Source organism: Blautia ammoniilytica, assembly GCF_025566965.1.
Classification (GTDB): Bacteria; Bacillota; Clostridia; order Lachnospirales; family Lachnospiraceae; genus Blautia_A; species Blautia_A ammoniilytica.
Window position 1 is genome coordinate 29,390 of the sequence record NZ_JAOQJL010000025.1, and the last position, 26,061, is coordinate 55,450.

General features: G+C 45.0%; 22 protein-coding genes and 2 tRNA genes. 4 read left to right on the top strand and 20 right to left on the bottom strand.

All coding sequences use genetic code 11. The features are described 5' to 3' along the window. Nucleotide 1 precedes the first annotated feature (1 nt). The 5 genes from OCV61_RS12310 to OCV61_RS12330 all read right to left on the bottom strand — a co-directional run bounded on the left by OCV61_RS12310 (nucleotide 2) and on the right by OCV61_RS12330 (nucleotide 5,104). Entirely contained in the window at nucleotides 2-649 is a 648-nt protein-coding gene (locus tag OCV61_RS12310) for a DUF6553 family protein (RefSeq protein WP_262582927.1), read from the bottom strand. Further along, entirely contained in the window at nucleotides 636-1,751 is a 1,116-nt protein-coding gene (gene glf / locus OCV61_RS12315; protein ID WP_158422034.1) for a UDP-galactopyranose mutase, read from the bottom strand. Before glf ends, OCV61_RS12310 begins: the two co-directional genes overlap by 14 nt. Nucleotides 1,752-1,778: 27 nt before the next feature. Then, complete coding sequence (locus tag OCV61_RS12320) at nucleotides 1,779-2,312, bottom strand: DUF5662 family protein (RefSeq protein ID WP_158422035.1); 534 nt, start codon at nucleotides 2,310-2,312, stop codon at nucleotides 1,779-1,781. After that, the gene (locus OCV61_RS12325) at nucleotides 2,272-4,230 is read right to left on the bottom strand and encodes a Type II secretory pathway, pullulanase PulA and related glycosidase (RefSeq protein WP_158422036.1); all 1,959 of its coding nucleotides are present in this window, start codon (nucleotides 4,228-4,230) and stop codon (nucleotides 2,272-2,274) included. Before OCV61_RS12325 ends, OCV61_RS12320 begins: the two co-directional genes overlap by 41 nt. 118 nt (nucleotides 4,231-4,348) lie before the next feature. Then, a complete protein-coding gene (locus OCV61_RS12330) occupies nucleotides 4,349-5,104 on the bottom strand; it encodes an exodeoxyribonuclease III (protein WP_158422037.1) in 756 nt (251 codons plus the stop codon). Between the two features lie 213 nt (nucleotides 5,105-5,317). Between OCV61_RS12330 and OCV61_RS12335 the strand changes: the two genes are divergently transcribed. Beyond that, nucleotides 5,318-6,505 (top strand): cation:proton antiporter, encoded by a 1,188-nt coding sequence (locus tag OCV61_RS12335; protein WP_158422038.1) that lies wholly within the window; start codon nucleotides 5,318-5,320, stop codon nucleotides 6,503-6,505. A gap of 174 nt (nucleotides 6,506-6,679) precedes the next feature. Beyond that, on the top strand, nucleotides 6,680-7,066 hold the full coding sequence (locus tag OCV61_RS12340; RefSeq protein ID WP_158422039.1) for a DUF1292 domain-containing protein: 387 nt from the start codon (nucleotides 6,680-6,682) through the stop codon (nucleotides 7,064-7,066). A gap of 43 nt (nucleotides 7,067-7,109) precedes the next feature. Here the strand turns inward: OCV61_RS12340 and OCV61_RS12345 are convergent, their stop codons facing one another. From OCV61_RS12345 to OCV61_RS12415, 15 genes are all read right to left on the bottom strand, one after another. Next, on the bottom strand, nucleotides 7,110-7,625 hold the full coding sequence (locus OCV61_RS12345) for a dCTP deaminase/dUTPase family protein (RefSeq protein ID WP_158422040.1): 516 nt from the start codon (nucleotides 7,623-7,625) through the stop codon (nucleotides 7,110-7,112). Between the two features lie 74 nt (nucleotides 7,626-7,699). Further along, nucleotides 7,700-9,799 (bottom strand): polyribonucleotide nucleotidyltransferase, encoded by a 2,100-nt coding sequence (locus OCV61_RS12350; protein WP_158422041.1) that lies wholly within the window; start codon nucleotides 9,797-9,799, stop codon nucleotides 7,700-7,702. Between the two features lie 309 nt (nucleotides 9,800-10,108). After that, complete coding sequence (gene rpsO / locus OCV61_RS12355) at nucleotides 10,109-10,375, bottom strand: 30S ribosomal protein S15 (protein WP_158422042.1); 267 nt, start codon at nucleotides 10,373-10,375, stop codon at nucleotides 10,109-10,111. A 312-nt stretch (nucleotides 10,376-10,687) separates the two neighbouring features. Beyond that, nucleotides 10,688-12,352 carry a Na/Pi cotransporter family protein gene (locus OCV61_RS12360; RefSeq protein ID WP_158422043.1) on the bottom strand — a complete coding sequence of 555 codons (1,665 nt, stop codon included), beginning with the start codon at nucleotides 12,350-12,352 and terminating at the stop codon, nucleotides 10,688-10,690. Nucleotides 12,353-12,414: 62 nt separating this feature from the next. Beyond that, a complete protein-coding gene (locus OCV61_RS12365; RefSeq protein ID WP_317258462.1) occupies nucleotides 12,415-13,335 on the bottom strand; it encodes a bifunctional riboflavin kinase/FAD synthetase in 921 nt (306 codons plus the stop codon). 49 nt (nucleotides 13,336-13,384) lie between these two features. Beyond that, nucleotides 13,385-14,272, bottom strand: a complete 888-nt coding sequence (truB, locus tag OCV61_RS12370; RefSeq protein WP_334292247.1) for a tRNA pseudouridine(55) synthase TruB — start codon at nucleotides 14,270-14,272, stop codon at nucleotides 13,385-13,387. Further along, entirely contained in the window at nucleotides 14,269-15,231 is a 963-nt protein-coding gene (locus OCV61_RS12375; RefSeq protein ID WP_158422045.1) for a DHH family phosphoesterase, read from the bottom strand. Before OCV61_RS12375 ends, truB begins: the two co-directional genes overlap by 4 nt. Before the next feature lie 11 nt (nucleotides 15,232-15,242). Continuing rightward, entirely contained in the window at nucleotides 15,243-15,653 is a 411-nt protein-coding gene (gene rbfA / locus OCV61_RS12380; protein WP_158422046.1) for a 30S ribosome-binding factor RbfA, read from the bottom strand. 34 nt (nucleotides 15,654-15,687) lie between these two features. Next, nucleotides 15,688-18,804, bottom strand: coding sequence for a translation initiation factor IF-2 (infB, locus tag OCV61_RS12385; protein WP_158422047.1), 3,117 nt, complete (start codon nucleotides 18,802-18,804; stop codon nucleotides 15,688-15,690). An 88-nt stretch (nucleotides 18,805-18,892) separates the two neighbouring features. Beyond that, a complete protein-coding gene (locus tag OCV61_RS12390; protein WP_158422048.1) occupies nucleotides 18,893-19,225 on the bottom strand; it encodes a L7Ae/L30e/S12e/Gadd45 family ribosomal protein in 333 nt (110 codons plus the stop codon). Further along, on the bottom strand, nucleotides 19,212-19,490 hold the full coding sequence (rnpM, locus tag OCV61_RS12395; RefSeq protein WP_158422049.1) for an RNase P modulator RnpM: 279 nt from the start codon (nucleotides 19,488-19,490) through the stop codon (nucleotides 19,212-19,214). Before rnpM ends, OCV61_RS12390 begins: the two co-directional genes overlap by 14 nt. Then, a complete protein-coding gene (gene nusA, locus OCV61_RS12400; RefSeq protein ID WP_158422050.1) occupies nucleotides 19,487-20,677 on the bottom strand; it encodes a transcription termination factor NusA in 1,191 nt (396 codons plus the stop codon). The genes rnpM and nusA overlap by 4 nt, the downstream gene beginning before the upstream one ends. 26 nt (nucleotides 20,678-20,703) lie before the next feature. Then, nucleotides 20,704-21,168, bottom strand: coding sequence for a ribosome maturation factor RimP (locus OCV61_RS12405; RefSeq protein WP_158422051.1), 465 nt, complete (start codon nucleotides 21,166-21,168; stop codon nucleotides 20,704-20,706). A gap of 146 nt (nucleotides 21,169-21,314) precedes the next feature. After that, on the bottom strand, nucleotides 21,315-23,561 hold the full coding sequence (locus tag OCV61_RS12410; RefSeq protein WP_158422052.1) for a DNA gyrase/topoisomerase IV subunit A: 2,247 nt from the start codon (nucleotides 23,559-23,561) through the stop codon (nucleotides 21,315-21,317). Nucleotides 23,562-23,584: 23 nt separating this feature from the next. Then, a complete protein-coding gene (locus OCV61_RS12415) occupies nucleotides 23,585-25,510 on the bottom strand; it encodes a DNA gyrase/topoisomerase IV subunit B (protein WP_158422053.1) in 1,926 nt (641 codons plus the stop codon). Between the two features lie 204 nt (nucleotides 25,511-25,714). On the opposite strand from OCV61_RS12415, the gene OCV61_RS12420 reads away from it, so the two are divergent. Next, a tRNA-Glu gene (locus tag OCV61_RS12420) sits at nucleotides 25,715-25,786 on the top strand. A 40-nt stretch (nucleotides 25,787-25,826) separates the two neighbouring features. Further along, nucleotides 25,827-25,898: transfer RNA gene (locus OCV61_RS12425), tRNA-Glu, on the top strand. Nucleotides 25,899-26,061 lie beyond the last annotated feature (163 nt).

Below are 26,061 nucleotides of genomic sequence, written 5' to 3' on the forward strand. Positions count from 1 at the left end.
ATCAGATGCCTCCCTCTCCGGGAAAGTAGAGTTCATACACCTCACGGGCAGCTCTGGTGATAAGACTAAGTTCTTCTTCCATTTTGATGGACATTGGGAGATGAATGGCTGTTTCATAAATATCCTTCTGGATCTTCTGCTTTGCTTTGTCCTTGCTAATGCTTACGATCCCGCAAAGAGTGGTATTGTAGGATCTGTCTGTCTGGCAAAGATCCACATACATCTGTACAAGATGACAGCATTCTCTGTACAGAATCTCCTCATACAGTTCTCCTTTATTTCTCAGCTGATCAAACTGAAGGCGGCGTAAATGCTTATTGATCTCTTTTTGTGCACCTTTAAATCCAAACAGCTTCTTACCTGCTTCTTTATTGAATTCCATGACCATCCACAGTGAAAGGAAACCGTCTGCACGATTCTCCTTGTCTACTTTGGATGGCTCTGCATAACGGATCTCCCACAGTTCCTTACGGATCTGATTCTCCTCGGGACACTCTCCTGCTGCAATGGACTGCTCCAGCAGCTCTTTTCTTTTCATGGGGTCATGTTCCTTATAATACTGTGTAATAATAGGTGTATCCATAAATTCAATATCCTCCTGGTTTTCTCTTTCTGTTGTTACGATTGGCGGCAGGTCACTGTTCTTCATAGGTCAGTTCTGTCTCTGCCATATTCAGGGCTTCTTCGATTACTTTATCCATATCCATATAACGATACATACCCAGACGTCCGCCGAACAGTACATTTTTCTCTTCTAAGGCTCTGCGCTCATATTTGTCAAACAGTTCACTGTTCTTCATGTCGTTGATAGGATAATAAGGCTCTTTGCCCTTTTCCCATGCTGCCGGATATTCTCTGGTGATCACAGTCTTAGGCTGTGTGCCAAACTCAAAATGCTTATGTTCAATGATCCTGGTATAAGGCACCTGATAATCTGTGTAATTCACAACTGCATTGCCCTGGTAATTGCCCATATCCAGAACCTCAGTTTCAAAGCGAAGTGAACGGTACTCCAGTTCCCCATAGCAGTAATCATAAAATTCATCGATCATTCCTGTAAACAGGATCTTGTCAGCCTGTGCAGACAGCTCCTGACGATTGGCAAAAAAGTCCGTTTTCAGGCACACCTGCACTCCTTCCAGAAGTTTCTTAATAATCTTGGTATATCCACCCACTGGAATCCCCTGATAAGGATCTTTAAAGTAATTGTTATCATAAATGTAGCGGAGCGGCAAACGTTTGATAATAAATGCCGGAAGATCCTTACACTCTCTGCCCCACTGCTTTCTGGTATAGCCCTCTACCAGTTTTTCGTATACATCCTGTCCAACCAAAGCAAGAGCCTGCTCTTCAAGGTTTTTGGGATGGGTGATATGCATACGGCTGATCTGCTCCTGGATCTTTGCCTTTGCCTCTGCCGGAGTCTTTACTCCCCACAGCTGATGGAAGGTGTTCATGTTAAAGGGCAGGTTGTAAAGCTCATCCTTGTAGATAGCTACCGGAGAATTTACAAAATGATTAAAGTCTGCAAACTGGTTCACGTATTCCCACACATTCTTCTTTGATGTATGGAAAATATGGGCTCCGTATCTGTGTACCTGGATCCCTTCTACTTCTTCTGTATAAATATTTCCGCCAATATGATCTCTTTTATCGATCACAAGACAAGTTTTCCCTTTTTGAGCCGCTTCATGTGCAAACACAGCCCCAAACAAACCTGCTCCAACGATCAGATAATCATATTTCTTCATTTAAAAAGCCCCCTTTTTGTAAGTTTGTTATTTACGAAGATATACATTTTTAATATAATGAAGCGCTTTTTCTTCCCCATGGTCACTAAGGATCCGAAGAAGCGCTTCCAGATCTCTTTTGGTCTTTGGATGTACAAACCATAATTTATTTTTGCTTTTCAGATAATACTGTAATGGAGCCTGACAGGTATAAGCATCTCCCATATAGGTTCTGGATGCACTGATCCTGTCCATCACCATCTCCGCAATATATTTTCTGGGCATAGGCGCACCCATGATCACATGTGAATCATCAAGGGAATAATCTACCCAATGCTCATAATGATGTTTATTCCTTCCCTTATGGTGAAGCCATGCTGTGGAAACTCCGGTGGCCTCCCTTTCTGCATTGTTAGGGCTACGGTCTCCCTGATAATACCTGCATCCTACAAGAAATTCCGCAGGCGAATACTTGGAAAGATCATGAAGAAGGCCCTGCTTATATAGTCCGATACGAAAGCAATAACCCATTACCATCAGTTTATGCTTTGTGATTGTTTTGAAGTGAAGCCACGGATGCATGTTTTACCTCCTGCCCTGCATTTTTTGTATCACGTATTTTCTTTTTTCTTTTGCTGGGAACAGGAAGCCGTTCTCCAAGAAGCACTACAATGCTCCTTGGCTGGATCTCCACAGACTTGGTATACTCCCTGGCATTCTCTTTCTCATAGAAGCCGTCTCCGGTCAGATCCCAGGTATCAAGCACCTTTTTCCATTGCATGGTATCCGGCAGATCCGGTAATGCCAAAGAACGCTTTTCCCAGTAGAAATTATATCCAATGTAAATATTCTCATCGGCTGTTTGATCTCCTGCATATGCACCGCAGTACAGAATGCCCAGCATGCGGCTGGTATTCTCTGAGCTGCAAAACCAGGCACGTTCGCCGTGGAAGGACATATCTGGAAGCCCCATTGCCAGATAATCTGACTCTCTTAGCTGCGTTGCCCCGTGAAGGATGGGATGCTCCATCCGAAAACGGATCAGCTTCTTTACAAACGTATGGATCCCCTGATTTCTCTTTTGGCCTTTCCAGTCTACCCAGCCAATGCTGTTATCCTGACAATAGGCATTGTTATTTCCTTCCTGGGAATTACAGATCTCATCTCCACCGTAGATCATAGGCGTCCCCTGTGCAAGAAGTACCATGGCAAATGCATTACGGATCTGCCGTTCCCGAAGCTGCCGGATGGCTGTCTTCCTGCTTGGACCTTCCATACCACAATTCCAGGAATAATTATAAGCGCAACCGTCCGAATTATCCTCTGCATTGGCTTCATTGTGTCTGTAATTATAAGATACCATATCATTCATGGTAAATCCATCCTGGCTGGCCATATAATTGATCACACCGTAAGTGTCCGGATTTCTGGAGAGGCGGTATCTGGCTGCTGAAACCATATCCTCGTCACTTTTCAGAAAGCGCCGCATATCCTGAAGAAATCCCGGATTGTATTCAGCAAAGCTACGGTGTACAAATTTCCGTCCTCTGTAAAATTCATTCATATCGTATCCCTGGGTCATGATCATTGTGCCGGCAAGAAGGCCATCCCGAAGAAGCAGTTCCAACGGAACTCCATCTCCCAGAAGATGAAAACCGTCTACATGGTAATATTCTTTCCAGAACTGAAGGGCACGTAAGGGAATCAGTGGACTGATATCCCTAGGGAAGAACATTTCCATAATGCAGCCGATTCCAGCCTTATGAAGTGCTTTGACCATATCCTTAAACTCCTGTACCGGATCTCTGCCGGCGCAGTAGGCTTCCTTTGGGGCAAAGTAACTTCCAGGAATATATCCCCAGAAATTCACTTCGTCCTTTTTCCTTCGGCTGGTGATCATCCCTTCCTGTTCCTTTTTATCGGCCACTTCCTGAAATTCATAGGCAGGCATCAATTCAATGGTATTGATCCCTAAATCCTTCCAATAAGGGATCATCTCTGTCAGCCCCTGAAATGTACCTTTTTTCTTTATGGTACTTCCGGCAGCCTTTGTATAGCCTCTTACGTGAAGCTTGTAAAGGATCATATCCTTATATTCTCTCTGGATCCCTTCATCTCCTTCCCAGTCATATGGAGTATCTTTAAGAAGCTCACACCGTACTGCATGAGGATCCTCAGTATACGGACTTCCAAATTTCCTCCTGCCTGTCAGACGGCAGGCACAGGGATCCTGAACCACGCTTCCGTTGATCAGAAAATTGTACTGGCAGCTGGCAACGCTTTTATCTGTAAGACGGATGGCAAAAACTCTGCCTGTTTGGTATTCCCGGCCCATAGGAATCTCCTCAACTGGTGCAAGCTGATTTCGTTTATATAAGAGCAGGGAAACCTGGGCATCCTCAGGAGCTTCAACTGCAAAATTGTATCCGCCCTCCAGCTTGTACGCCCCAAGGACCTGTGGATATCCCGGTTTAATTCTGGTGTTATTCATAGACTGCATATGCTGCCCTCCTACTTTTTATTCAAGAATGCCTCGGCATTCTTGCTGCGAGGTGCGCGTCATGCAATTGCATGACATACTTCTCCTGCGCACCTCTGCAATCCTGCCGGAGGCTATATCAAAGATCGATCTCCAATTCCACCGGACAATGATCAGATCCCATGATCTCTGTATGGATCTTTGCATCTTTTAATCTATCTTCTAATGAAGAAGAGGTAAGAAAGTAGTCGATCCTCCATCCTGCATTTTTCTCCCTGGCCTTAAATCTGTAGGACCACCAGGAATAAATCCCTTCCTGTTCCGGATAAAAATACCGAAAAGTATCTGTAAAGCCATGATCCAGTAATTTTGAAAAGCAAGCTCTCTCTTCATCAGTAAATCCTGGATTCATGCGATTATTCTTAGGATTCTTAAGATCGATCTCTTTGTGTGCCACATTCATATCACCACAGCAGATCACAGGCTTTTGCTCCTTAAGTTTCTGCAGATAAACAAGGAAATCTGCTTCCCACTGCTGCCGGTATGTAAGACGGCGAAGTTCACTCTGGGAATTGGGTGTATATACAGTAACTATATAAGCTTCCGGAAATTCAAGTGTGATCATCCGCCCCTCTTTATCATGCTCTTCTATACCCATTCCATAAAAAACAGAAAGAGGTTCCTTTTTTGTAAAAATGGCTGTGCCGGAATATCCTTTACGATTGGCATAATTCCAATACTGATGATAGCCCGGAAGTTCTATTTTCACTTGTCCTTCCTGACACTTGGTTTCCTGCAGACAGAAAACATCTCCGTCCAGCTTCTTGAAACTTTCCTCAAATCCTTTGGTCAGGCAGGCTCTGATCCCGTTTACGTTCCATGAAATAAGTTTCATTCTTTGCTCCTTTACCCAGGCAGGATACCTGCCCATATGATGCTGCGAATCTGTTTTCAATTGCTTTTATCCATTTTCGCATACTGTTATAAGTATAACACAATTTGACAGATAAAAACAGCTTTTCTTGCTTGCATACCTAAAACAGCAATGCTATAATTGTTCCGTTACAAAGGAACCTTAAAATACCTATTATATGAGGGGGAATTATGAATGGAAACTTATGAGATTTTTAAAGATCTGGCCATTATCCTGATCTCTGCCAAATTGTGCGGTCTTCTTGCCGGAAAGCTGAAGGCACCGCAGGTTGTAGGGGAGATCATTGCAGGACTTCTGATTGGTCCTTGTATGCTTGGTCTTGTTCAGCAAACAGATCTGATCAGCGGTCTGGCCGAGATCGGTGTTGTTCTGCTTATGTTTTTTGCCGGTCTTCAGACCAGTCTGAAGGATCTGATGCGTACAGGCTGGAAAGCCTTTCTGATCGCCTGTTCAGGAGTACTGGTCCCGCTTCTTGGCGGATATCTGCTTTATAGCTGCTATTATGGTTTTGCTCCCGGCGGTTCTTCCGGTTTTTACTCTGCGATCTTTACCGGAGTGATCCTGACAGCCACCTCTGTAAGTATTACGGTTGCCACCTTGAAGGAGCTGGGCTATCTTAAAACAGAAACCGGAACAACCATTATGAGTGCTGCGATCATTGACGATGTGATCGGGATCATTGTACTGACCTTTGTAATTGGTATGAAAGATCCTAATTCCAAGCCTTCCAAGGTGATCATTTCCACTGTGCTGTTTTTCCTGATCTTCTTCATCCTGGGTGTTCTGATCTGCAAATTCTTCCAGTGGCTGGACAAGCGTTATCCTCATACAAGGAGACTTCCTATTTTCGGCTTTGTACTTGCCTTTGCCATGGCCTATATTGCAGAAAAATATTTCGGCATCGCTGATATTACCGGTGCTTATGTGGCAGGTATTATCCTGTGCAGCATTGATGATGCAGAATACATTGCCCGCAAGGCAGATGTAAGCTCATACATGGTATTCGCTCCTGTTTTCTTTGCCAGCATTGGATTGAAAACAAACATTGATCAGCTGACACCTGCTCTTCTTCTTTTCTGTGTACTTTTTGTGGCAATAGGACTGATCACCAAGATTATAGGCTGTGGACTGATGTCCAAGGTACTTGGTTTTAGCGGCGAAGATTCTATCAAAATCGGAATAGGCATGATGACTCGTGGAGAGGTTGCCCTGATTGTTGCTCAAAAGGGCCTTCAGGTTGGTATGATCGAGTCCAAGTATTTCACAGCTGTGATCCTGCTGATCCTGGTATCTTCCGTAATCACACCTATTTTCCTGAAATTGATTTACTCCCGTTCCTCTTCCAGGGCGTTAAGCAAATAAGGAATACCAGTGATATATTGAGTAAATATACAATACCAGTCATACATTAAGCAAATAAACAATACCAGTCATTGCAATCTGGTTACATATCTGTTAGTATAATGATACCTGTGGGTTTGCAAAGTATAAAGCGATCCACAGGTATCATATTAAAGAAAAGCGAGGTTCATTTTTATGAGCGATACAGAATTTGGCTGCAGTGGCAGTACTTCCTGCAGCCCCAGCGACTGCGCTTCCTGTGCAGGCGGCTGTGGCGGCAGTGACATTTCTTCCCACCGTACCATCACTCTCACCATGGAGGATGATACAGAAGTAGAATGTGCCATCCTGACCATCTTCCCGGTAGATGCAAAAGAATACATTGCACTTCTTCCTCTGGATGAGAACGGTCAGAATACTGATGGAGAGGTATATCTTTACTCCTTCACCCGTACAGAATCCGGTGATCCAATGCTGGCAAATATTGAAGATGATGAAGAATACAATAAAGCAGCCGTTGCTTTTGATGTTGTCCTTCAGAATGCACGGGATGCAGAAGAAGCCGGAGCTCCCCTGGAATAATCTTCCAGGGGCTCCGGCCTCTTTTTTGTCTGCCAGGTTTTCCTTATTTTCCTGTGGTACTTCCAAACCCGCCATTTCGCACATCTGTTACATCATCATCTACTGTAATACCGTATTCTACAAAGATTCCCTGCATGAAGCCTGTGCCTGCAGCAATCTCCACAATTTTCCCTTCCTTTGAATCATTGGTCAGCTTTGCAAAAATATGTCCCTCATTATCAGAATAGAAATAATCACTGTCAATGATCCCTACTGTATTATTCAGCTGCAGCCTGTATTTAAATCCAAGACCGCTTCTTGGATAACATTTCAATACCCAGTCCTGTTCCATTTCCACACGGATCCCAGTAGGGATCTTCACAGTTTCACCAGGCTTAATGGTATAACTTACCGGTGCAAAAAAATCATACCCGGCACTTCCTGCAGTGGCTCTTCTGGGAAGAGAAAGATTCTCATATACAGCCTTTACTTCTTCCTCTTTCATTTCCGGAAATGAATCCTTCCAGTCACCGGCAAATCTTTCAAAGCTTACTTTATGGAATTTTCCGATTCTTCTCATAATTCTAACTCCTGTAAAAAGAGCTGCCACATCAATCCTGCAGCAGCCCTTTGCTCTTATTGTAATAATGGAATTTATTTTCTTGCTTCTGCCGGAACATCCTTGATGCTGAAGCTCATTCTTCCCATCTTGTCTTTTCCAAGGCAGATCACTGTCACCTTATCTCCAAGTGTAAGTACATCCTCTACCCGGTTGATGCGCTCCTTGCAGATCTTGGAAATATGAACCATACCCTCTTTGCCTGGTGCAAACTCAACAAATGCACCAAACTCCTTAATACTGATCACACGGCCGGTAAAGATCTGACCCTGTTCAAAATCTGTAGCAATGATCTCAATCATTTTCTTGGCTTCTTCCATACTCTTGGCATCAACACCACAAATGGAAACTGCGCCTTCGTCTGTAATATCGATCTTAACACCTGTACGCTCAATAATCGTATTGATGGTCTTTCCACGCTGTCCAACTACATCACCAATCTTCTGCGGATCGATCTGGATCTGGATGATCTTAGGTGCATAAGCACCAACGCTTGGACGTGGACCTGGGATACATTTCTCGATCACTTCTGTAAGGATGTACTCTCTTGCCTCTTTGGTACGTGCAATTGCTTCCTCTACGATTTGTCTGGTAAGACCATGGATCTTAATATCCATCTGGATAGCTGTGATACCATCATGGGTACCTGCTACCTTAAAGTCCATATCACCAAAGAAATCCTCAAGACCCTGGATATCGGTCAGTACGATGTAATCATCATCTGTATCTCCGGTAACAAGACCGCAGGAAATACCTGCAACCGGTTTCTTGATTGGTACTCCGGCTGCTTCCAGAGACATGGTAGATGCACAGATACTTGCCTGAGAAGTAGAACCATTGGACTCAAAAGTCTCAGACACTGTACGGATTGCATATGGGAACTCTTCTTCACTTGGAAGTACTGGTACAAGAGCTCTCTCTGCCAGTGCTCCATGACCAATCTCACGGCGTCCCGGTCCTCTGGACGGCTTTGTCTCGCCTACAGAGTAGGATGGGAAGTTGTAGTGATGCATATATCTCTTGGATGTTTCAAACTCATCCAGTCCGTCCAGTCTCTGTGCCTCGGCAAGCGGTGCCAAAGTAGTCACTGTACAGATCTGTGTCTGTCCTCTTGTAAACATGGCAGAACCATGAACTCTGGGGATAATATCCACTTCTGCAGCCAGAGGACGGATCTGCTTGATGGCACGTCCATCCGGACGCTTGTGGTCTTTCAGGATCATCTTACGTACAGTCTTCTTCTGATACTGGTATACAGCCTCGCCAAGTACAGCCAGCCATTCTTCTTTATCTGCAAAAGCCTCTTTCAGCTTCTCAGTAACCTGTGCCACATTGTTCTCTCTTGTCTGCTTGTCATCAGAGAATACTGCCACTTCCATTTCTTCTGGAGGAACGATCTCTTTGATGGCTGCAAAAAGCTCTTCCGGAACTGCACAGGACTGATACGTATGCTTTTCTTTACCACACTCTGCTACGATCTTATCGATGAATTTGATGATCTCCTGATTGACTTCATGTGCCTTGTAGATGGCTTCGATCATCTTTGCTTCGGGAACCTCATTGGCTCCGGCCTCGATCATGATCACCTTGTCTCTTGTGGAAGCAACTGTCAGCTGAAGGTCAGACATATCCTTCTGTGCAAGAGTAGGGTTGATAATAAACTCTCCATCAATCAGGCCAACCTGTGTGGTTGCACATGGACCGTCAAATGGAATATCGGAAATACAGGTAGCAATGGAGGAGCCCAGCATTGCAGGGATCTCAGGATTGCACTCCGGATCAACAGACATAACCATATCTACCAATGTAACATCATTTCTATAATCCTTAGGAAACAGAGGACGCATTGGACGGTCAATCACACGGGAAGTAAGGATTGCATGCTCACTGGCCTTTCCCTCTCTCTTGTTGAATCCGCCCGGGATCTTCCCAACAGCGTACATCTTCTCTTCATATTCTACACTTAAAGGGAAAAAGTCAATTCCCTCTCTTGGCTCCTTTGATGCTGTAGCTGTTGCCAGTACAGTGGTATCGCCATAATGCATCAGGGCTGCACCGTTTGCCTGCTTTGCAACACGTCCGATGTCTACAGTAAGCGTTCTTCCAGCTAATTCCATGGAATAACTTTTGTACATCTTTTTTCTCCTTTTCAATTCTCTTATTTTCTTTGATCTGACACAGAAGCCCGAAACAACTGAAAAAACCATTTGCCTGCCAATGCAACTGGGCTTTTCAGTAGTCTCGGAATAACTTCTGCTGCCTTAACATAAGAATCCTGCAAAGCAGGATTCTCCGCCTGCGGCGGGTCGCCTTAAGCGACATCTACCCTTCCGCCGCAGTGCGATCCTGCCCGGTAGGGCTTTTTTATGTACTAGGAAATTCCAACGGAATTTCCTAGTACATAAAACAGGGACGGATGGAAATCCGTCCCTTCCGCATACTAATTACTTTCTTAAACCTAATTTTTCAATCAGTGCACGGTATCTTGCGATATCTGTTTTCTTTAAGTAAGCTAACAGACCACGTCTCTGTCCAACCATTTTCAGAAGACCTCTTCTTGAATGATGGTCTTTGTGGTTGCTCTGAAGATGCTCGGTAAGCTCCTGGATCCTTGCTGTAAGGATAGCTACCTGAACCTCCGGTGAACCTGTATCACCTTCGCTTCTTGCATACTCTTTCATGATCGCTGCTTTCTTTTCTTTTGAAATCATCTTTGATTTCCTCCTTAAAATAATATTATAGATGCTCCGGCAAATCCTTACCGTAAGCCTGCAGGTAAACGCCGCATATTAAGAGACGGTCGGAGTTTCCAACCTCTGAATATGGGCTGTACCCACACAAAAGACAGTATAGCATATCCGCCTTTTTCTGTAAACCTTTTTCCATAGAACTTTTCAGTTGTTTTTCATGAAATTTATCATGACTTTTCATGAAACGTTCCTTTTGTTTCTCATAAAACTTTTCAGTTGTTTTTATAAAACTATTCAGCTGCTTCCCCAGTTTAATTGTTACCAGATACAGCTTTATCTTCCAGCGGCTTTTGCACGCTCCTCTTTCTGCTGCTCAATAGGATCGTCGTCCAAAAGGGAAAAAGCAATGTTGGTAGCATGGTCAGATACTCTCTCCAAACCGGATATAATATCAGAGAACATCATACCTGCGCTGGCTGTACATTCGCCTCTGGTAAGACGCTGGATGTGTGACTCCTGCAGTTCCCTTTCTGTTTCATCTACCTGATCTTCCAAATCCAGGATCTCCTGCATATGTTCCTGATTATTGCTTGAGAACATATCCAGCGCATATGTGGTAATCTTGATCACCATGTCCAGCATGCTGGACAACTCACGCTTGGCAGATTCGCTGAAGCCGATATTCTGCTTCAACCGGGCTTCTGCTGCGTCTGCAATATTCTCCGCATGATCCCCGATACGCTCAATATCATTCACCACATGGAACAAACCGCCAATGCTCTTTGCGTCATCTGCCGGAAGAGTAGTACCATTTACCTTTACAAGATAACTGGTGATCTCATGATTCAGATAATCGATCTGCCTCTCCACCTGATATACCTGTTCGATCTCCTGCTCATCCAGCGTAACCAGTGCATTCATGGCACGCTCCAGATTGGAAATGGCCATATGTCCCATTCTCTCCATCTCCCGGATCGCATCGAATACAGCAGTTGTAGGAGAATAAACTGATTTTTCGCCAATATACTGAAGATGGAAGCCTTCTTCTTCCGTCTCTTCCTTTCCTCTTACAACCCAGCCGGTCATCTTTACGATCTGCTTGATAAACGGTGCAAGGATCAATACCTCCACGATCTTGATCAATGTGTGGGCATTTGCCACCTCACGGCCCGGATTGCTTCCGGAAACAAATTCAATAAAGTGTGTGATCGGTTCCAATGCCACAGTCAGGGCCACATACATGATGATCGTACCCAAAATATTAAACAACAAATGGATCATTGCCGCTCTCTTTGCATCACGCTTGCCATTCAGACCGGCAAGAAGTGCAGATACACAGGCTCCAATATTACATCCAAGGATAATGAAGAAACAGATCCTCATATCCAGCAGCCCCTGATTTGCAAGGAGGAGCACAATACCAACCGTAGCTGAAGAGCTCTGAAGGACTGCTGTAACCACAAGACCTACGATCAATGCTGCAAAATGACCGTTAAGAGATCCCATGATCTCAACTACCTGAGGGGATTCCCTCAAAACTGCCATGGAACTGGACATTGTATTCAGTCCCATAAACAGGATACCAAAGCCAAGAAGTACCTCGCCCACTCTCTGGACTTTCACCTTCTTGGAAATCATTACCAGTATGATACCAGCCATAACAATGGCAGGTGCCAGTGCGGAAAGGTTAAATGAAATCAGCTGTGACGTGACTGTAGTACCAATATTAGCTCCCATGATCACGCCTGCGGCCTGGTACAGATCCATCAACCCTGAGTTTACAAAGCTGACCACCATAACTGTACAGGCACTGGATGACTGGATCACTGCTGTAAAAAGAGTACCTACAAGGATCCCACGTAATGGGGTCTTTGTAAAGAACTCAAGAATCGCTCTCATCCTGGCTCCAGCCGCCTGTTCCAAGCTGTCGCTCATCAACCTCATACCATATAAGAAGAGCCCAAGCCCTCCCATAAGTCCAAGAATAATCTCTGCCATTGCTCAATTATCTCCCTTGTATTTTACACTTTTTTTACTGTTTCTTTACAGTAGCTACATCATTAACTATATATGATATTTTGGTTTTTGTCCATGAAATCTTTTCCCTGTTGTGCATCTTTTAAAAGCTGGGTCTTCAAAGCCTCAAGGGATGGGAATTTATGTTCCGGCCTCAGATAATGCAGAAATTCTACCTTACAGGGCTTTCCATATAGATCCTGGCTGCAATCAAACAGGTAGGTCTCAACGCCGATAAAGGATTCTCCTCCCACTGTAGGCTTACACCCAATATTGGTGATCCCCCCATATACCTGGTTTTCAAAATGAGAAACGGTTACATAAACACCGTTTGGAGGCATCAGCTTATCCGGATCAGGAATCATATTTGTTGTTGGAAGAAGCATTCTGTGTCCAAGGCCTCGCCCATGCAAAATCTCTCCGGCAAGAAAATAGGGTCTGCCCAGCAGATCCTCTACTTTTTCCATTTTTCCCTTTTTCAGTTCTTCCCGTATAAACGTACTGCTTACCTTTCGTTTGCCATCCATCTCTTTTGAGATAACTTCAGCATGGAAACCGTATTTTGCGCCAAAACTTTTCAAAAGCTGGGGAGTACCTTTCCTGCCGTATCCAAACCGATAATCTTCTCCTACTGCTACAAAACCGGCATGCAAGTCTCCAAGCAAAATCTCTTTTATAAAATTCTCAGCCTTCTGATGCTTAAAGCTGTCAGTCAAAGGACACTCCACCAAAACATCTATACCTGCTTTTTCAAGGAAATCAGCCCTTTCTTTACGGGAAAGGATCATCTTTTCATTTACATCAATGGCAAAAAGCACTGCCTTAGAGCCTGTCATATTCTTGTATTCCAGTACCTTTTCCACCAGACGCATATGGCCTCTGTGGATCCCGTCGAACTTTCCCAGGGTCACACCGCAAGGTGCAAGCCTTGGAAATTCCCCGTTTATCTTCAGATATTCCATCATCTGCTCCTTAATTCAATTCATGTCCAATACTTGTAAAAATATCACTCATTCAAATAAACATTTTTACAGGGAAATACCTTTGTTTCCCTTGATCCCACTGATAGATCCCTGCAAAATTCCCTGTGCTGCCATACATACGGACCCAGCCTTCTTTAACATTTTCATTTACCAGCTCCTGGATCAGGGGATTTCCATTTTGAAGAAGCCTGTCACCAGCCTGGGTACACATCAGTCTGGGATACTCACCAAGGACCTGTTCCACAGGAATCACAAGATGGGATATCTTTCCCTGATCTCTTATCTCTTCCACCTGTGCCAGCGTATAGGCTTCTTCCAGCGTATATCGTCCCACCTTTGTCCTTACAAGGCTTTCCATACAGCCTCCGCAGCCTAATGCCTCTCCAATATCATTGCATAGGGTACGTATATATGTCCCCTTGCTACAGGTGACTGTAAGCTTTATAAGCGGCAGGGCAATCTTCTGGATCTCTATACCGTAGAAAAATACAGGCCTGGCCTTACGCTCTACCGTCTTACCTTCTCTTGCCAGTTCATACAGCTTTTTACCATTTACCTTCAGTGCAGAATACATAGGTGGAACCTGCATCTGCTCTCCAAGAAAGCCATTTACTGTATCTTGGATCTGCTCTTCGGTTACATGTACAGGATACTCTTCAAGAACCGTACCAGTCATGTCCTGGGTATCTGTTACCACTCCCAGGCGAAGTACCGCTTCATAAGTCTTTTCTTTGTCTGTAAGCATATCCACCAGACGGGTACCCTTGCCAAGAGCAACCGGAAGCACACCTTCTGCCTCCGGATCCAGGGTACCTGTATGGCCGATTTTTTTCATGGATAGAATCCCACGAAGCTTAGCTACCACATCATGGGAGGTATATCCTTTTTCTTTTCTGATTACAATGATTCCGTCCATTATTTGTCCTGTCCCAACAGCTGTTTTTCAATCTGTTCGGATATGTTATTGATCACATCATATACAGAACCTGCCATATCACAGCCTGCTGCTCGCATATGTCCGCCTCCTCCGAAATAAACGGCAATCGCACTTACATCCACTTTGCCATTAGATCGGAGAGAAACCTTAAACACCTGGCTTTCTACTTCATACAGGAACATGGCTACCTCTACGCCCTGGGTAAGGCGGAGCTGGCTTACAACTCCATCCAGATCCTTGCCTTCCACACCGTAAAAATCCATGTCTCTTTTTTTCATGCAGCCTACAATGCATCTTCCATCCAGCAGCATAATGCTTTCTGCCAAAACACGACCCATTACCTGATTCTGCAGGTAGGTTTTCTGATAAAAAGATTCATCAATGATCTTGCTGAAATTAAATCCTGTTTCCATCAGCGTGGCAGCGATCCGCATCGTTTTTGGTGTGGTGGAAGAATACTGGAACACGCCTGTATCATGAACGATCCCTGTATAAATAGCAGTTGCAATGTCCTTATCCACTTTTTCAGGATCGAGAAGCCCGTAAAGCACTTCGCAGGCTGAACTGACTTCTCCCTCCACATGATTCACATCTGCAAAGCCAAGATTGCTTACATGATGATCCACGCAGGCAGTTTTCTTTGCATGTTCAAAATATTCCCCGGCAACTGCCAGCCTGTCTCTTGAGCTTACATCACAGGTAACAAAAAGGTCATACTGTCTGTCCCCGTCTGCTTCTGTCTTAATATCTTCAATGTGACTGATATAATGAAAAACCGGCTTTGGGCTTTCCAGATAAATGTCCGCTTTGATCTGCGGAAAATATTTTCTGATGTACAGATATAATGCCATACAGGAGCCTACACAGTCTCCATCCGGCCGGACATGACCTCCGATTCCCAATGTCTTAACGCCATTCAGTATCTCTTCAATCCTCTCCATATCTTACCTCGTCACTCTTCCCTTCCGTCTCCTGATTTTTCTTCCTGGTCAGGCTGTGATGTTTTTGCATCCTTCATCATTACGTCATCGATCAGCTTTGACATATTCACGCCATATTCAATGGACTCATCCAGAATAAAACGGATCTCCGGTGTATTCCGCAGATTCAATGTCCTTGCAAGCTCCCGGCGGATATATCCTTCTGCATTCTTCAGACCCTTGATCGTGGACTGCTTTGCTTCCTCGTTACCCAGGACACTGATAAATGCCTTACATGTTTTCAGGTCAGGCGCTACTTCCACTGCCATGACAGATGTCATTGGATGAATACGTGGATCCTTGATCTCTTCACGGATGATCTTGCTTAATTCTTTCTGCACTTCACCGTTTATCCTAGTATTCTTAATGCTGTTTTTCCTCATAATTATCTCCTATCCTGACGCTTGCCCGGATGTTCTATCTTGGCACTTCTACCATGATATACGCTTCAATCTTATCTTCTTCTTTTACGTCATTGAAATCATTAAATACAAGACCACATTCGTAGCCTGCCTTAACTTCTTTCACATCGTCTTTAAATCTCTTCAGGGATGAAAGCTCGCCTTCATAGATCTGCTCCTCACCTCTGGTAATACGTACTTTGCAGTTTCTCTGGAACATACCGTCCAGAACATAACTTCCTGCGATCGTACCGATACCGGAAGCCTTGAACAGCTGACGAACCTCTGCATGGCCGATCACCTTCTCTTCGTAGATTGGATCCAGCATACCCTTCATAGCTGCTTCCACATCCTCGATTGCCTGATAGATCACTTTGTACAGACGCAGATCTACCCCTTCCTGCTCAGCCAGCTGCTTTGCAGTAGTATCAGGACGTACATTAAATCCAATGATGATCGCATTAGAGGTAGCTGCCAGACTTACGTCAGATTCATTGATAGCACCAACACCACCATGGATCACTCTTACTACAACTTCCTGGTTAGAAAGCTTTACAAGACTCTGTTTTACCGCTTCCACAGATCCCTGTACATCTGCCTTCACGATGATCGGCAGTTCTTTCAGGTCACTTGCCTGGATCTGGTCAAACAGATTGTCAAGAGAAAGCTTGCCTTTCGTTTCTTCCAGCAGACGGTTTTTATTCTCAGATACAAAGGCTGCTGCAAAATTCTTGGCGTCTTTATCATTCTCAAAGGACATCAGCACCTCTCCTGCGTTTGGCACATCACCAAGACCCAGGATCTCCACAGGTGTGGATGGTCCGGCTTCTTTTACCCGGCGTCCCTTGTCATCCATCATTGCACGAACCTTACCACTGCAGGCACCTGCCGCAATAAAGTCTCCCACATGGAGAGTACCCTTCTGTACAAGAATGGTAGCAACAGGTCCTTTACCTTTATCCAGCTGTGCCTCGATCACAAGACCTCTTGCCGCACGGTTAGGATTGGCTTTCAGTTCGGAAACCTCTGCAGTAAGAAGGATCATCTCAAGCAGATCCTCAATACCCTCCCCTGTTTTTGCTGAAACAGGTACAAAGGCTGTGCTTCCGCCCCAGTCCTCAGGGATCAGTTCATATTCGGAAAGCTCCTGTTTTACACGCTCAATATTGGCACTTGGTTTATCGATCTTGTTAATAGCAACAATGATCTCCACTCCTGCTGCCTTCGCATGACTGATCGCCTCTACAGTCTGTGGCATCACACCATCATCTGCTGCAACTACAAGAACTGCAATATCTGTAGCATTGGCACCACGCATACGCATAGCTGTAAATGCCTCATGTCCTGGTGTATCAAGGAATGTGATCTTCTGACCATTGATATCTACCACATAAGCACCAATATGCTGAGTGATACCGCCAGCCTCGCCTCTTGTAACATTTGTCTTACGGATTGCATCAAGAAGAGATGTTTTACCATGGTCAACGTGACCCATTACACATACAACCGGAGGTCTGGGAACCATAGTGGACTGATCTTCTTCATCTTCTTTCAGAAGCTCGCCGATCACATCTACCTTTTCCTCTTGTTCTGCAATGATGTCGAATTCCATGGCGATTTCCTGTGCTTTTTCAAAATCGATCTCATGGTTTACAGTTACCATCTGTCCCTGCATGAAAAGCTTTTTCACGATTACAGATGGCTGCATCTTCATAGCTTCTGCCAGTTCACGGATGGTCATTTTCTCCGGCAGGGTAATTTCTTTTACTTCAGGCTGTTTTTTCTCTTCCGGCTGTTTCTGCTGGGGAGCCAGCTTCTGAAGTGCCTTTGGCAGTCTGGATACCATACCACGGCCACCCTGGTTTGGTCTGTGTCCGCCACTTGTCTTATCAAAATCTTTCTTTTTGTTTTTATTTTCTCTGTCACGCTCACGCTTGCTGTCCTTGGTGCCTTTGGTAAGTTCTGGAGTAAATACTGTATCGGAAGCACCTGTGCTTCTTCTTGCACCCTGACGCTGTCCGCCTCTTCCCTGGCTGAAACGTCCGTCTCCTCTTCCTTCACCTCTGTTATCACGATTATCCGGACGGCCTTCTCCTCTGCCTGCACCCTGTGGTCTGCCCTGGCCAAAACGTCCGCCCTGGCCTGCACCCTGGCGCTGTCCTGGTCTGGAATCTCCTGGTCTTGACGGTCTTCCCTCATTGGAACGTGCCGGGCGTCCGCCTGCTTCTCCGAATCTTGGATTTCGCTGTGTACTATCTCCGTTTCTCTGAGGACGGCCGCCGCCCTGACGGTCAAAGCTTCTTCTTTCCCCATTACGGTTATCATTCCCACGGAATCCTCGTCCGGACTGTCCGTTGCTGTTTCCAGCTGGACGGCCTTCTCCTCTGCCTGCGCCTTGTGGTCTGCTGCCTTCATTTCTCGGTCTGTCAGATCCCTGTCTTGACTCAGCCGGTTTTGCTTCAGCCGGTTTTGCAGCCTGTACCGGTGCTGCAGATGGTTTTGCTGTCTCTGCTGGTTTTACAGTCTCAGCCGGCTTTGCAGCCTGTACCGGTGCTGCAGATGGTTTTGCTGTCTCTGCTGGTTTTACAGTCTCAGCCGGCTTTGCACTTTCTGCCGGTTTAATGCTCTCCACTGGCTTTGCTGCCTGTACTGGTGCTGCAGATGGTTTTGCAGTCTCAACCGGTTTTGCACTTTCTGCCGGCTTTACGTTCTCTGCAGGCTTTGCTGCAGCAGGTTTTGCCGGTGCCACTGCCTGGCTTCTTGGCTGTGCAGGGCGTGCCCCCTGTGGTCTCTGGCGCTTCTCGCCAAGCGGTTTCTTTCTTCCTTTTCCGCCATCACTGGCATTCTGTGCATGATATACGCGGATAATATTTTTTTTCTTTTTCGGCGCTTCTGTTTTTTCAGCATCCGTCTTCGCCGTAACTACCTTTTCTTCTGTCTTAGGAGTCTCCAATTTCGTATCTTTCTCCTTTCCTAGATCCTTTATTTTTTTTCTGATAACAGCTGCCTGGGATTCCTCCACATTGCTCATATGGCTTTTTACGTCAATCCCTTCAGCTCTTAATAATTCCATAATCTCCCGATTTTGCTTTCCCAGCTCTTTGGCAAGCTCATGTACCCTGATTCTGGTCATTTACCTTCCTCCTTCTTACCAAATACCTGTAAAGCAGATGAACTGCTTTATTTCTCTTTTGCAAAACGGAATCTGTAACAGCTGGTGGTTATGCCTCTTCCGGAAACACACCACTATCAGCCAGTTTCTTAATGAGAGCATTTGCAAAATTCTCATCCTGCACTGCTGCACTGGCCCGAAATTCTTTGCCCATGGCTTTTCCCAGCATTTCCTTGTCTTCTTTCAGGATAAACAAAGGCACCTGATAATAAGCACACATATTCCGGAATTTCTTTTTTGTGTTATCGGATGAATCACCGGCAACAAGAACCACATAACCTTTGCCGGACTTTACGGATTTTTCAGTGGAAAATTCGCCGCTTACCGTCTTTCCGGCCTTTGTGGCCAAACCTAACAATGATAATGCTTTATTTTGAATCAATTCCGTCGAACTCCTTTTCCAGGCTGTCATAAACCTCATCCGGTATGGATACCTTCAGGGAGCGCTCCAGTCCATGATTTTTCCTGGCCTTTTCCAGGCATTCCCTGGAAAAACAGAGATACGCACCACGGCCATTCTTCTTCCCTGTTGCATCCAGAAGGATCTCTCCTTCTCCGGTTCTTAAAACCCGGATCATCTCTTTTTTATTTTTCATTTCCCTGCAGCCAGTACACTGCCGCATAGGGATCTTGCCTTTTGTTTTCATGCTTCCTCTGTTTCTTCTGAAGATGGCTCTTTGTCAGCTTCCGGCTGAGGCTCCTGGGAATCCTGTACTTCTGCTTCTACAGGCTCCTCATATTCGTCCTCATCGTAATACTCCTCATCTTCATCCTCATCATAGTCATAGAAGTCTCCGGATTCTTTAGCCTGTGTCTCACTCTTGATATCAATTTTGAAACCTGTAAGACGGGCTGCCAGGCGGGCATTCTGTCCTTCCTTGCCTATAGCAAGGGAAAGCTGGTAATCCGGCACTACAACAAGTGCAGTCTTCTCATCCGGATCCGCCATAACAGCGATCACCTTTGCAGGGCTTAATGCATTCTCGATGAGAATAGCCGGATTCTCATCCCAGTTGATAATATCGATCTTCTCTCCGCGAAGCTCATTTACGATGGCTCCTACACGGGAACCGTTCACACCCACACAAGCTCCTACAGGATCTACATCCGGATCATTGCTCCATACAGCGATCTTTGTACGGGATCCAGCCTCTCTGGCAATGCTCTTGATCTCTACAGTACCGTCTTTTACTTCTGCAACTTCAGACTCAAAAAGACGTTTCACCAGGCCCGGATGGGTCCTAGACACAAGAATACGGGGACCCTTCGGGGTATCCTTTACTTCCAGGATATAAACCTTGATATGCTCTGTAGGCTGGAATGTCTCCCCCTTCACCTGCTCATTCTCGCTAAGGACTGCATCAGCCTTTCCAAGGTTAATGCTTACATTTCTGCCCATCACCCGCTGTACAATACCTGTTACAACTTCTTTCTCAATGCCGTAATACTGATCATACAGCACTTTACGTTCTTCCTCACGGATCTTCTGAAGGATCACATTCTTAGCATTCTGTGTAGCGATCCTGCCAAACTTATCTGAATGGATCTGAACCTTTACCACATCGCCGATCTCTGCATTTGCATTGATCTTTCTTGCATCCTCCAGGGATACTTCCTCCACCGGATCCTCTACATATTCAACAACGGTCCGGTCTGCATATACGCTGAAGTCGCAGGTATCCCTGTCAATGCTTACATGCACATTGTCAGCCTTTCCAAAATGGTTCTTGCAAGCCTGGATCAGAGACTGCTCAATTGCTTCCAAAAGAGTTTCTTTGCTGATATTTTTTTCTTTTTCCAGCGTATCCAGTGCCTCCATTAACTCTCTGTTCATTTTTCTCTTTTCCTCCTAATAAGTCCTTAAAACTGAATTGCCAGCCGGATCAGTGCGATCTCTTTCCTATCGAATACTCGGTTCTGTCCATCTTCGTCAATTGTCACACTGTTACCATCATATGCGGTCAGAACACCGCAAAATTCTTTCTGTTTTTCGATTGGCCGGTAGGTCCGGATTTCTACCAGCTTTCCAAGGCTCCTGGCAAAGTCCTTTTCCTTTTTCAGTGGACGGTCAAGCCCAGGAGAACTGATCTCCATAATATAGCTGTCTTCGATAAAATCCTGTTCATCCAGCTTATCACTGAAAATACGGCTTACAGCTTCACAGTCATTCACTGTAATCCCGCCGGGTTTGTCAATATAGCCTCGCAAATACCAGCATCCTGCTTCCTTTACATATTCTACGTCTACCAGTTCAAAGCCCTGTTCTTCTACAATAGGAGCCAAAAGTGCTTCTGCCCTCTGCTGATATTCTTCTCGTCTGCTCATGCTTCCCACCTGCCTTTCCAACATGTCCCTTTATCAGCAAAAAGAGTGGGCGTCTGCCCACTCCTATGCCAACAAGTTCTTAGTTTCTTTTGCCATTGTAGCACCAATCCTAGGGAATTGCAAGGGCTTTTTCCTTAATAAATGTGTTACAGCCTTGGTTTTACCCCTTTTGTATCCCTTTTTGCCAGTTTCACCTTATTCAGGGAATACTCCTTCTCTTTGTAAGTAATGTTATATTCCCTGTGGCCTTCCAACAAATAAGCGTGCTCCACAGCATCACCCTCTGTCAGCTTCATGCCTCTTACACCAACTGCTGTTTTCTTCATGGATGAGATTTCCTGCTTCAGGAACCTTAGGAAATATCCCTCCCTGGTCTGAAATACCACCTGCTCCATCTCATCTGCAAGACCAACAAAGATCAGGTAATCCTCCGGGTTTAATTTGGTGGAAGCTATCGTTCTTTTTGCCACATCAAATTCTTCGCCTTTTACCAGCTTACACATGGAAGCTGCTGTCACAAACATAAGGGAGCCATTTCGAATCTGCTCCATAGGTGCCACATATATGATCTGTTCCTTTGCACTTTCATAATTACTCAAATTATCTGCAGGTGTGCCCTTATCCCGGAATCGTCCCAGGGGAATGTCTGCCACCTTAATGGAATGCATCCGTCCACCGTCTGTAAACAGACAGATCTTATCTGTATTCATACAGGTAAAGATATATTTATTCTCGCTGTTGGCTGCTTCTTTATTTCTTTCGTAAACATTCATATCCACCAGCTTCATATAGCCAAAGCGATCCATCAGGAAGCATACCTGCATCTCTTCCATTTTTTTCTCTTCATATACAGCTTCCTGGGCATTTTCAATGGTTGTCCGCCTTTTTACAGTATATTCCTTCTTGATCTGATCCAGATCATCCATGATCACATGTGCCATAGAATCATAATTATTCAGAATATCTTCGTATCTGGCAATATTGTCCATGGTCTGCTTGTACTCAGCTTCCAGGGCTTCGATCTCCAGACCAATGAGACGATACAGACGCATTTCCAGAATAGCCGTTGCCTGCTTTTCAGAAAAATGCAGCTTCCCGGCTGCCGTTTCACTTGCCTTTGACTTAAAACGGATTCCCTTTGTAACACCTTCCACCAGACATTTTTTCACCTGCTCCCGGTTCTTGCTTCCACGCAGGATTTCAATGATCAGGTCGATCACATCGCAAGCCTTGATCAGCCCTTCCTGAATCTCTTTTTTGTCCATCTCTTTTGCAAGAAGGGTGGTGTATTTCCTTGTAGTGATCTCAAAAAGAAAATCCACATGATACTCGATCACCTGCTTAAGGCTTAAGGTTTCCGGTCTGCCCTCTGCCACTGCCAGCATATTAACGCCAAAGGTATCCTCCAGCCTGGTTTTCTTATACAGCATATTGGTCAGATTCTCCACATCCGTATCCTTTTTCAGTTCCAGTACGATACGGATCCCTTCTTTGGAAGACTGGTTGGAAATGTCAAGAATGTCTGTAGTCTTTTTTGTTTCTACCAGGGCAGCTACGTCATTCAGGAATTTACCAATATTTGCTCCCAGCATGGTATACGGGATTTCTGTGATCACCAGCAGCTGTCTGCCGTTTTTTTGCTTTTCAATCTGCACTCGTCCACGGATACGGATCTTCCCGGTTCCTGTTTCATAAATATTCAGAAGCTCATCTTTATTGACAATGATACCTCCGGTAGGAAAATCCGGGCCTTTCATATAACGCATCAGCCCCTTAACACTGATCTCATTATTTTTCATATATGCTTTAACCGCATCCACCACTTCTCCCAGATTGTGGGGCGGAATACTGGTAGCCATACCTACCGCAATACCGTCTGCACCATTTACAAGAAGATTAGGGATACGTACAGGCAGTACCTCCGGTTCTTTCTCTGTCTCATCAAAGTTAGGAAGAAAATCCACCACATCCTTATCAAGGTCTGCAAGGAATACTTCCTGGGTAAGCTTTTCCAGCCTGGCTTCCGTATACCTCATAGCTGCAGCTCCATCTCCTTCAATGGAGCCGAAGTTTCCATGTCCATCCACCAGGGTCTTGCCCTTTTTGAAATCCTGAGCCATCACTACCAATGCCTCATAAATGGAACTGTCTCCGTGCGGGTGGTATTTACCCATGGTATCTCCAACAATACGGGCGCATTTTCTGTAAGGACGGTCATACCGGATCCCCAGCTCATACATATCATAAAGGGTACGCCTTTGTACAGGCTTCAAGCCATCCCTTACATCAGGAAGTGCCCTGGAAATGATCACGCTCATGGCATAATCAATATATGATTTCTGCATTACTTCCGAATAATCGGCAGCAATTATATTATCCTGCTTTGTTTCCATCTTCTATATCCTCTCTGCACTGACTATACGTCCAGTTCTGCATCTGTAGCATGCTCATAGATAAATGCCTTCCTGGGAGGCACATCACTGCCCATCAGGATTTCTGTCACACTGGATGCAAGCCTTGCATCCTCGATCTCCACCCTCTTCATCCGTCTTGTTTCCGGATTCAGGGTGGTTTCCCACAGCTGCTGGGCATCCATTTCACCAAGACCTTTGTATCTTTGCAGGGTAAAGGTACCGGATTTGTGGGTACGTCTGTATTTTTCCAATGCCTTATCATCATACAGATATTCCTCTTCGCCTTTTTTTGGCATAACCTTATACAGAGGAGGCATGGCAATATACACATGTCCTTCATAGATCAGTTCCGGCATAAAACGGTAAAATAACGTAAGAAGCAAGGTTGAAATATGTGCTCCATCCACATCCGCATCTGCCATGATCACGATCTTATCATAGCGCAGCTTTGTAATATCAAAATCATTTCCGTAGCCTTCTGAAAAGCCACAGCCAAAAGCATTGATCATGGTCTTGATCTCTGCATTTGCCAGTACCTTGTCAATAGTGGCCTTCTCCACATTCAGAATCTTACCCCTGATTGGAAGGATAGCCTGATAATTCCTATCCCTGGCTGTTTTGGCAGAGCCGCCTGCAGAATCTCCCTCTACAATAAAGATCTCGCAAAGAGCAGGATCCTTTTTCTCACAGTTAGCCAGTTTTCCATTGGAATCAAAGGAATATTTCTGTTTTGTAAGAAGGTTGGTCTTTGCACGTTCTTCTGTTTTGCGGATCTTTGCAGCTTTTTCCGCACAGGAAAGTACAGTCTTTAAGGTTTCAAGATTTCTGTCAAAAAACAGTACCAGCTGTTCTCCCGTTACCTTGCCGGTAGCACGGGCAGCATCCTGATTATCCAGCTTAGTCTTGGTCTGTCCTTCAAATCTTGGCTCCGGATGCTTCACCGACACAACTGCAGTCATACCATTCCGGATATCTGCCCCTGTAAAATTCGGATCTTTTTCTTTTAATATGCCAATTTCCCTGGCATAAGTATTCATCACTGTTGTGAAAGTGGTCTTAAAGCCAGTGAGATGAGTACCGCCTTCTGCATTATAAATGTTGTTGCAAAAGCCTAGCACATTCTCCCGGAATTCATTGGTAAACTGAAATGCCACTTCCACCTGGATTCCATCTGCTTCGCCCTTAAAATAAACTGGCTCATGCAGTGTTTCTGAATTCTGATTCAGATCCCGGATATAACCCACGATACCCTCTGGCTCATGATAGGTAATATCCTCAGTCGCGTCCCCTCTTTTGTCCTCAAAGCGGATGGTCAATTCCGGATTCAGATATGCTGTCTCATGAAGACGGCTTTTTACTTCTGTAGCAGAGAAACGGGTCTTTTCAAAAATCTCCGGATCTGGCAGGAAATTCACACAGGTGCCTGTTGTCTTTGTCCGGCCCAGCTTCGGCAGAAGACCGCCTTCCAGTGGTATCGTAGGGATTCCTCTTTCATAATGGTCATGATGGATATAGCCGTCACGGCTGATCTTGATATCCAGATATACAGATAATGCATTTACAACAGAAGAACCTACTCCATGAAGTCCGCCACTTGTCTTATATGCAGAATGGTCAAACTTACCGCCTGCATGAAGTGTAGTAAACACAAGACGTTCTGCGGACATTCCCTTTTCGTGCATATCCACCGGAATGCCTCGTCCATTGTCTGTAACTGTACAGGAGCCATCCTTTTCCAGAACCACATGGATCAGGCTGCAGTATCCTGCCAGGTGCTCATCTACTGCATTATCCACAATCTCGTAGATCAAATGGTTCAGACCCTTTCGCGATACACTTCCGATATACATTCCCGGCCGTTTACGGACCGCCTCCAATCCCTCCAGTACAGATATACTGCCTGCGTCATAGGTATCTTTTTTTGCCATGACTGTTTCAGATCCTTTCTTAACTGCCCAGTCCCATCTTTACTTCCATCGGCTGAACAGTTATACTTGTTCTTTATTACGTTCAAACATTCGTTCTATATAATACCCCAGATCCTAAGGTTTTTGCAAGCATGAAAATTTTTTAAAAAAAGTGCTTGCATTTTTCTGAAAGGTAGTATATACTAAGCAAGTCGGTTGACGCAAGGCCAGTTGGTCAAGGGGTTAAGACGCCGCCCTCTCACGGCGGAAACACGAGTTCGATTCTCGTACTGGCTGCTATATTTAACCGATATCCATAAATTTTATTTATACATATGGCCAGTTGGTCAAGGGGTTAAGACGCCGCCCTCTCACGGCGGAAACACGAGTTCGATTCTCGTACTGGCTGCTTTAGAAGAACTGTTTTTACAGTTCTTTTTTTGTGTAATCATAATATGGGGATGCCCTTTGGCATCCCCCATATTATGATTATTATAATCTCTCGGAATCTTCAGCCCAGTAAAATCAAGACTTTCAGATCCCTTTTTTTATAAAATCCCCCACTTTTTTGC

Excerpts from the sequence above, each read along its gene's own strand:
- infB (WP_158422047.1), bottom strand. The coding sequence starts at position 18,804 with ATGACCAGAATCAGGGTACATGAGCTTGCCAAAGAGCTGGGAAAGCAA.
- OCV61_RS12310 (WP_262582927.1), bottom strand. The coding sequence starts at position 649 with ATGAAGAACAGTGACCTGCCGCCAATCGTAACAACAGAAAGAGAAAAC.
- OCV61_RS12415 (WP_158422053.1), bottom strand. The coding sequence starts at position 25,510 with ATGGCAAAAAAAGATACCTATGACGCAGGCAGTATATCTGTACTGGAG.
- OCV61_RS12335 (WP_158422038.1), top strand. The coding sequence starts at position 5,318 with ATGGAAACTTATGAGATTTTTAAAGATCTGGCCATTATCCTGATCTCT.
- rpsO (WP_158422042.1), bottom strand. The coding sequence starts at position 10,375 with ATGATTTCAAAAGAAAAGAAAGCAGCGATCATGAAAGAGTATGCAAGA.
- rbfA (WP_158422046.1), bottom strand. The coding sequence starts at position 15,653 with ATGAGGAAAAACAGCATTAAGAATACTAGGATAAACGGTGAAGTGCAG.
- nusA (WP_158422050.1), bottom strand. The coding sequence starts at position 20,677 with ATGAACAGAGAGTTAATGGAGGCACTGGATACGCTGGAAAAAGAAAAA.
- OCV61_RS12325 (WP_158422036.1), bottom strand. The coding sequence starts at position 4,230 with ATGCAGTCTATGAATAACACCAGAATTAAACCGGGATATCCACAGGTC.
- OCV61_RS12350 (WP_158422041.1), bottom strand. The coding sequence starts at position 9,799 with ATGTACAAAAGTTATTCCATGGAATTAGCTGGAAGAACGCTTACTGTA.
- OCV61_RS12405 (WP_158422051.1), bottom strand. The coding sequence starts at position 21,168 with ATGAGCAGACGAGAAGAATATCAGCAGAGGGCAGAAGCACTTTTGGCT.
- OCV61_RS12320 (WP_158422035.1), bottom strand. The coding sequence starts at position 2,312 with ATGCATCCGTGGCTTCACTTCAAAACAATCACAAAGCATAAACTGATG.
- OCV61_RS12375 (WP_158422045.1), bottom strand. The coding sequence starts at position 15,231 with ATGGAGAGGATTGAAGAGATACTGAATGGCGTTAAGACATTGGGAATC.
- glf (WP_158422034.1), bottom strand. The coding sequence starts at position 1,751 with ATGAAGAAATATGATTATCTGATCGTTGGAGCAGGTTTGTTTGGGGCT.
- OCV61_RS12410 (WP_158422052.1), bottom strand. The coding sequence starts at position 23,561 with ATGGAAACAAAGCAGGATAATATAATTGCTGCCGATTATTCGGAAGTA.
- OCV61_RS12340 (WP_158422039.1), top strand. The coding sequence starts at position 6,680 with ATGAGCGATACAGAATTTGGCTGCAGTGGCAGTACTTCCTGCAGCCCC.
- OCV61_RS12345 (WP_158422040.1), bottom strand. The coding sequence starts at position 7,625 with ATGAGAAGAATCGGAAAATTCCATAAAGTAAGCTTTGAAAGATTTGCC.
- OCV61_RS12330 (WP_158422037.1), bottom strand. The coding sequence starts at position 5,104 with ATGAAACTTATTTCATGGAACGTAAACGGGATCAGAGCCTGCCTGACC.
- rnpM (WP_158422049.1), bottom strand. The coding sequence starts at position 19,490 with ATGAAAACAAAAGGCAAGATCCCTATGCGGCAGTGTACTGGCTGCAGG.
- OCV61_RS12365 (WP_317258462.1), bottom strand. The coding sequence starts at position 13,335 with ATGATGGAATATCTGAAGATAAACGGGGAATTTCCAAGGCTTGCACCT.
- OCV61_RS12360 (WP_158422043.1), bottom strand. The coding sequence starts at position 12,352 with ATGGCAGAGATTATTCTTGGACTTATGGGAGGGCTTGGGCTCTTCTTA.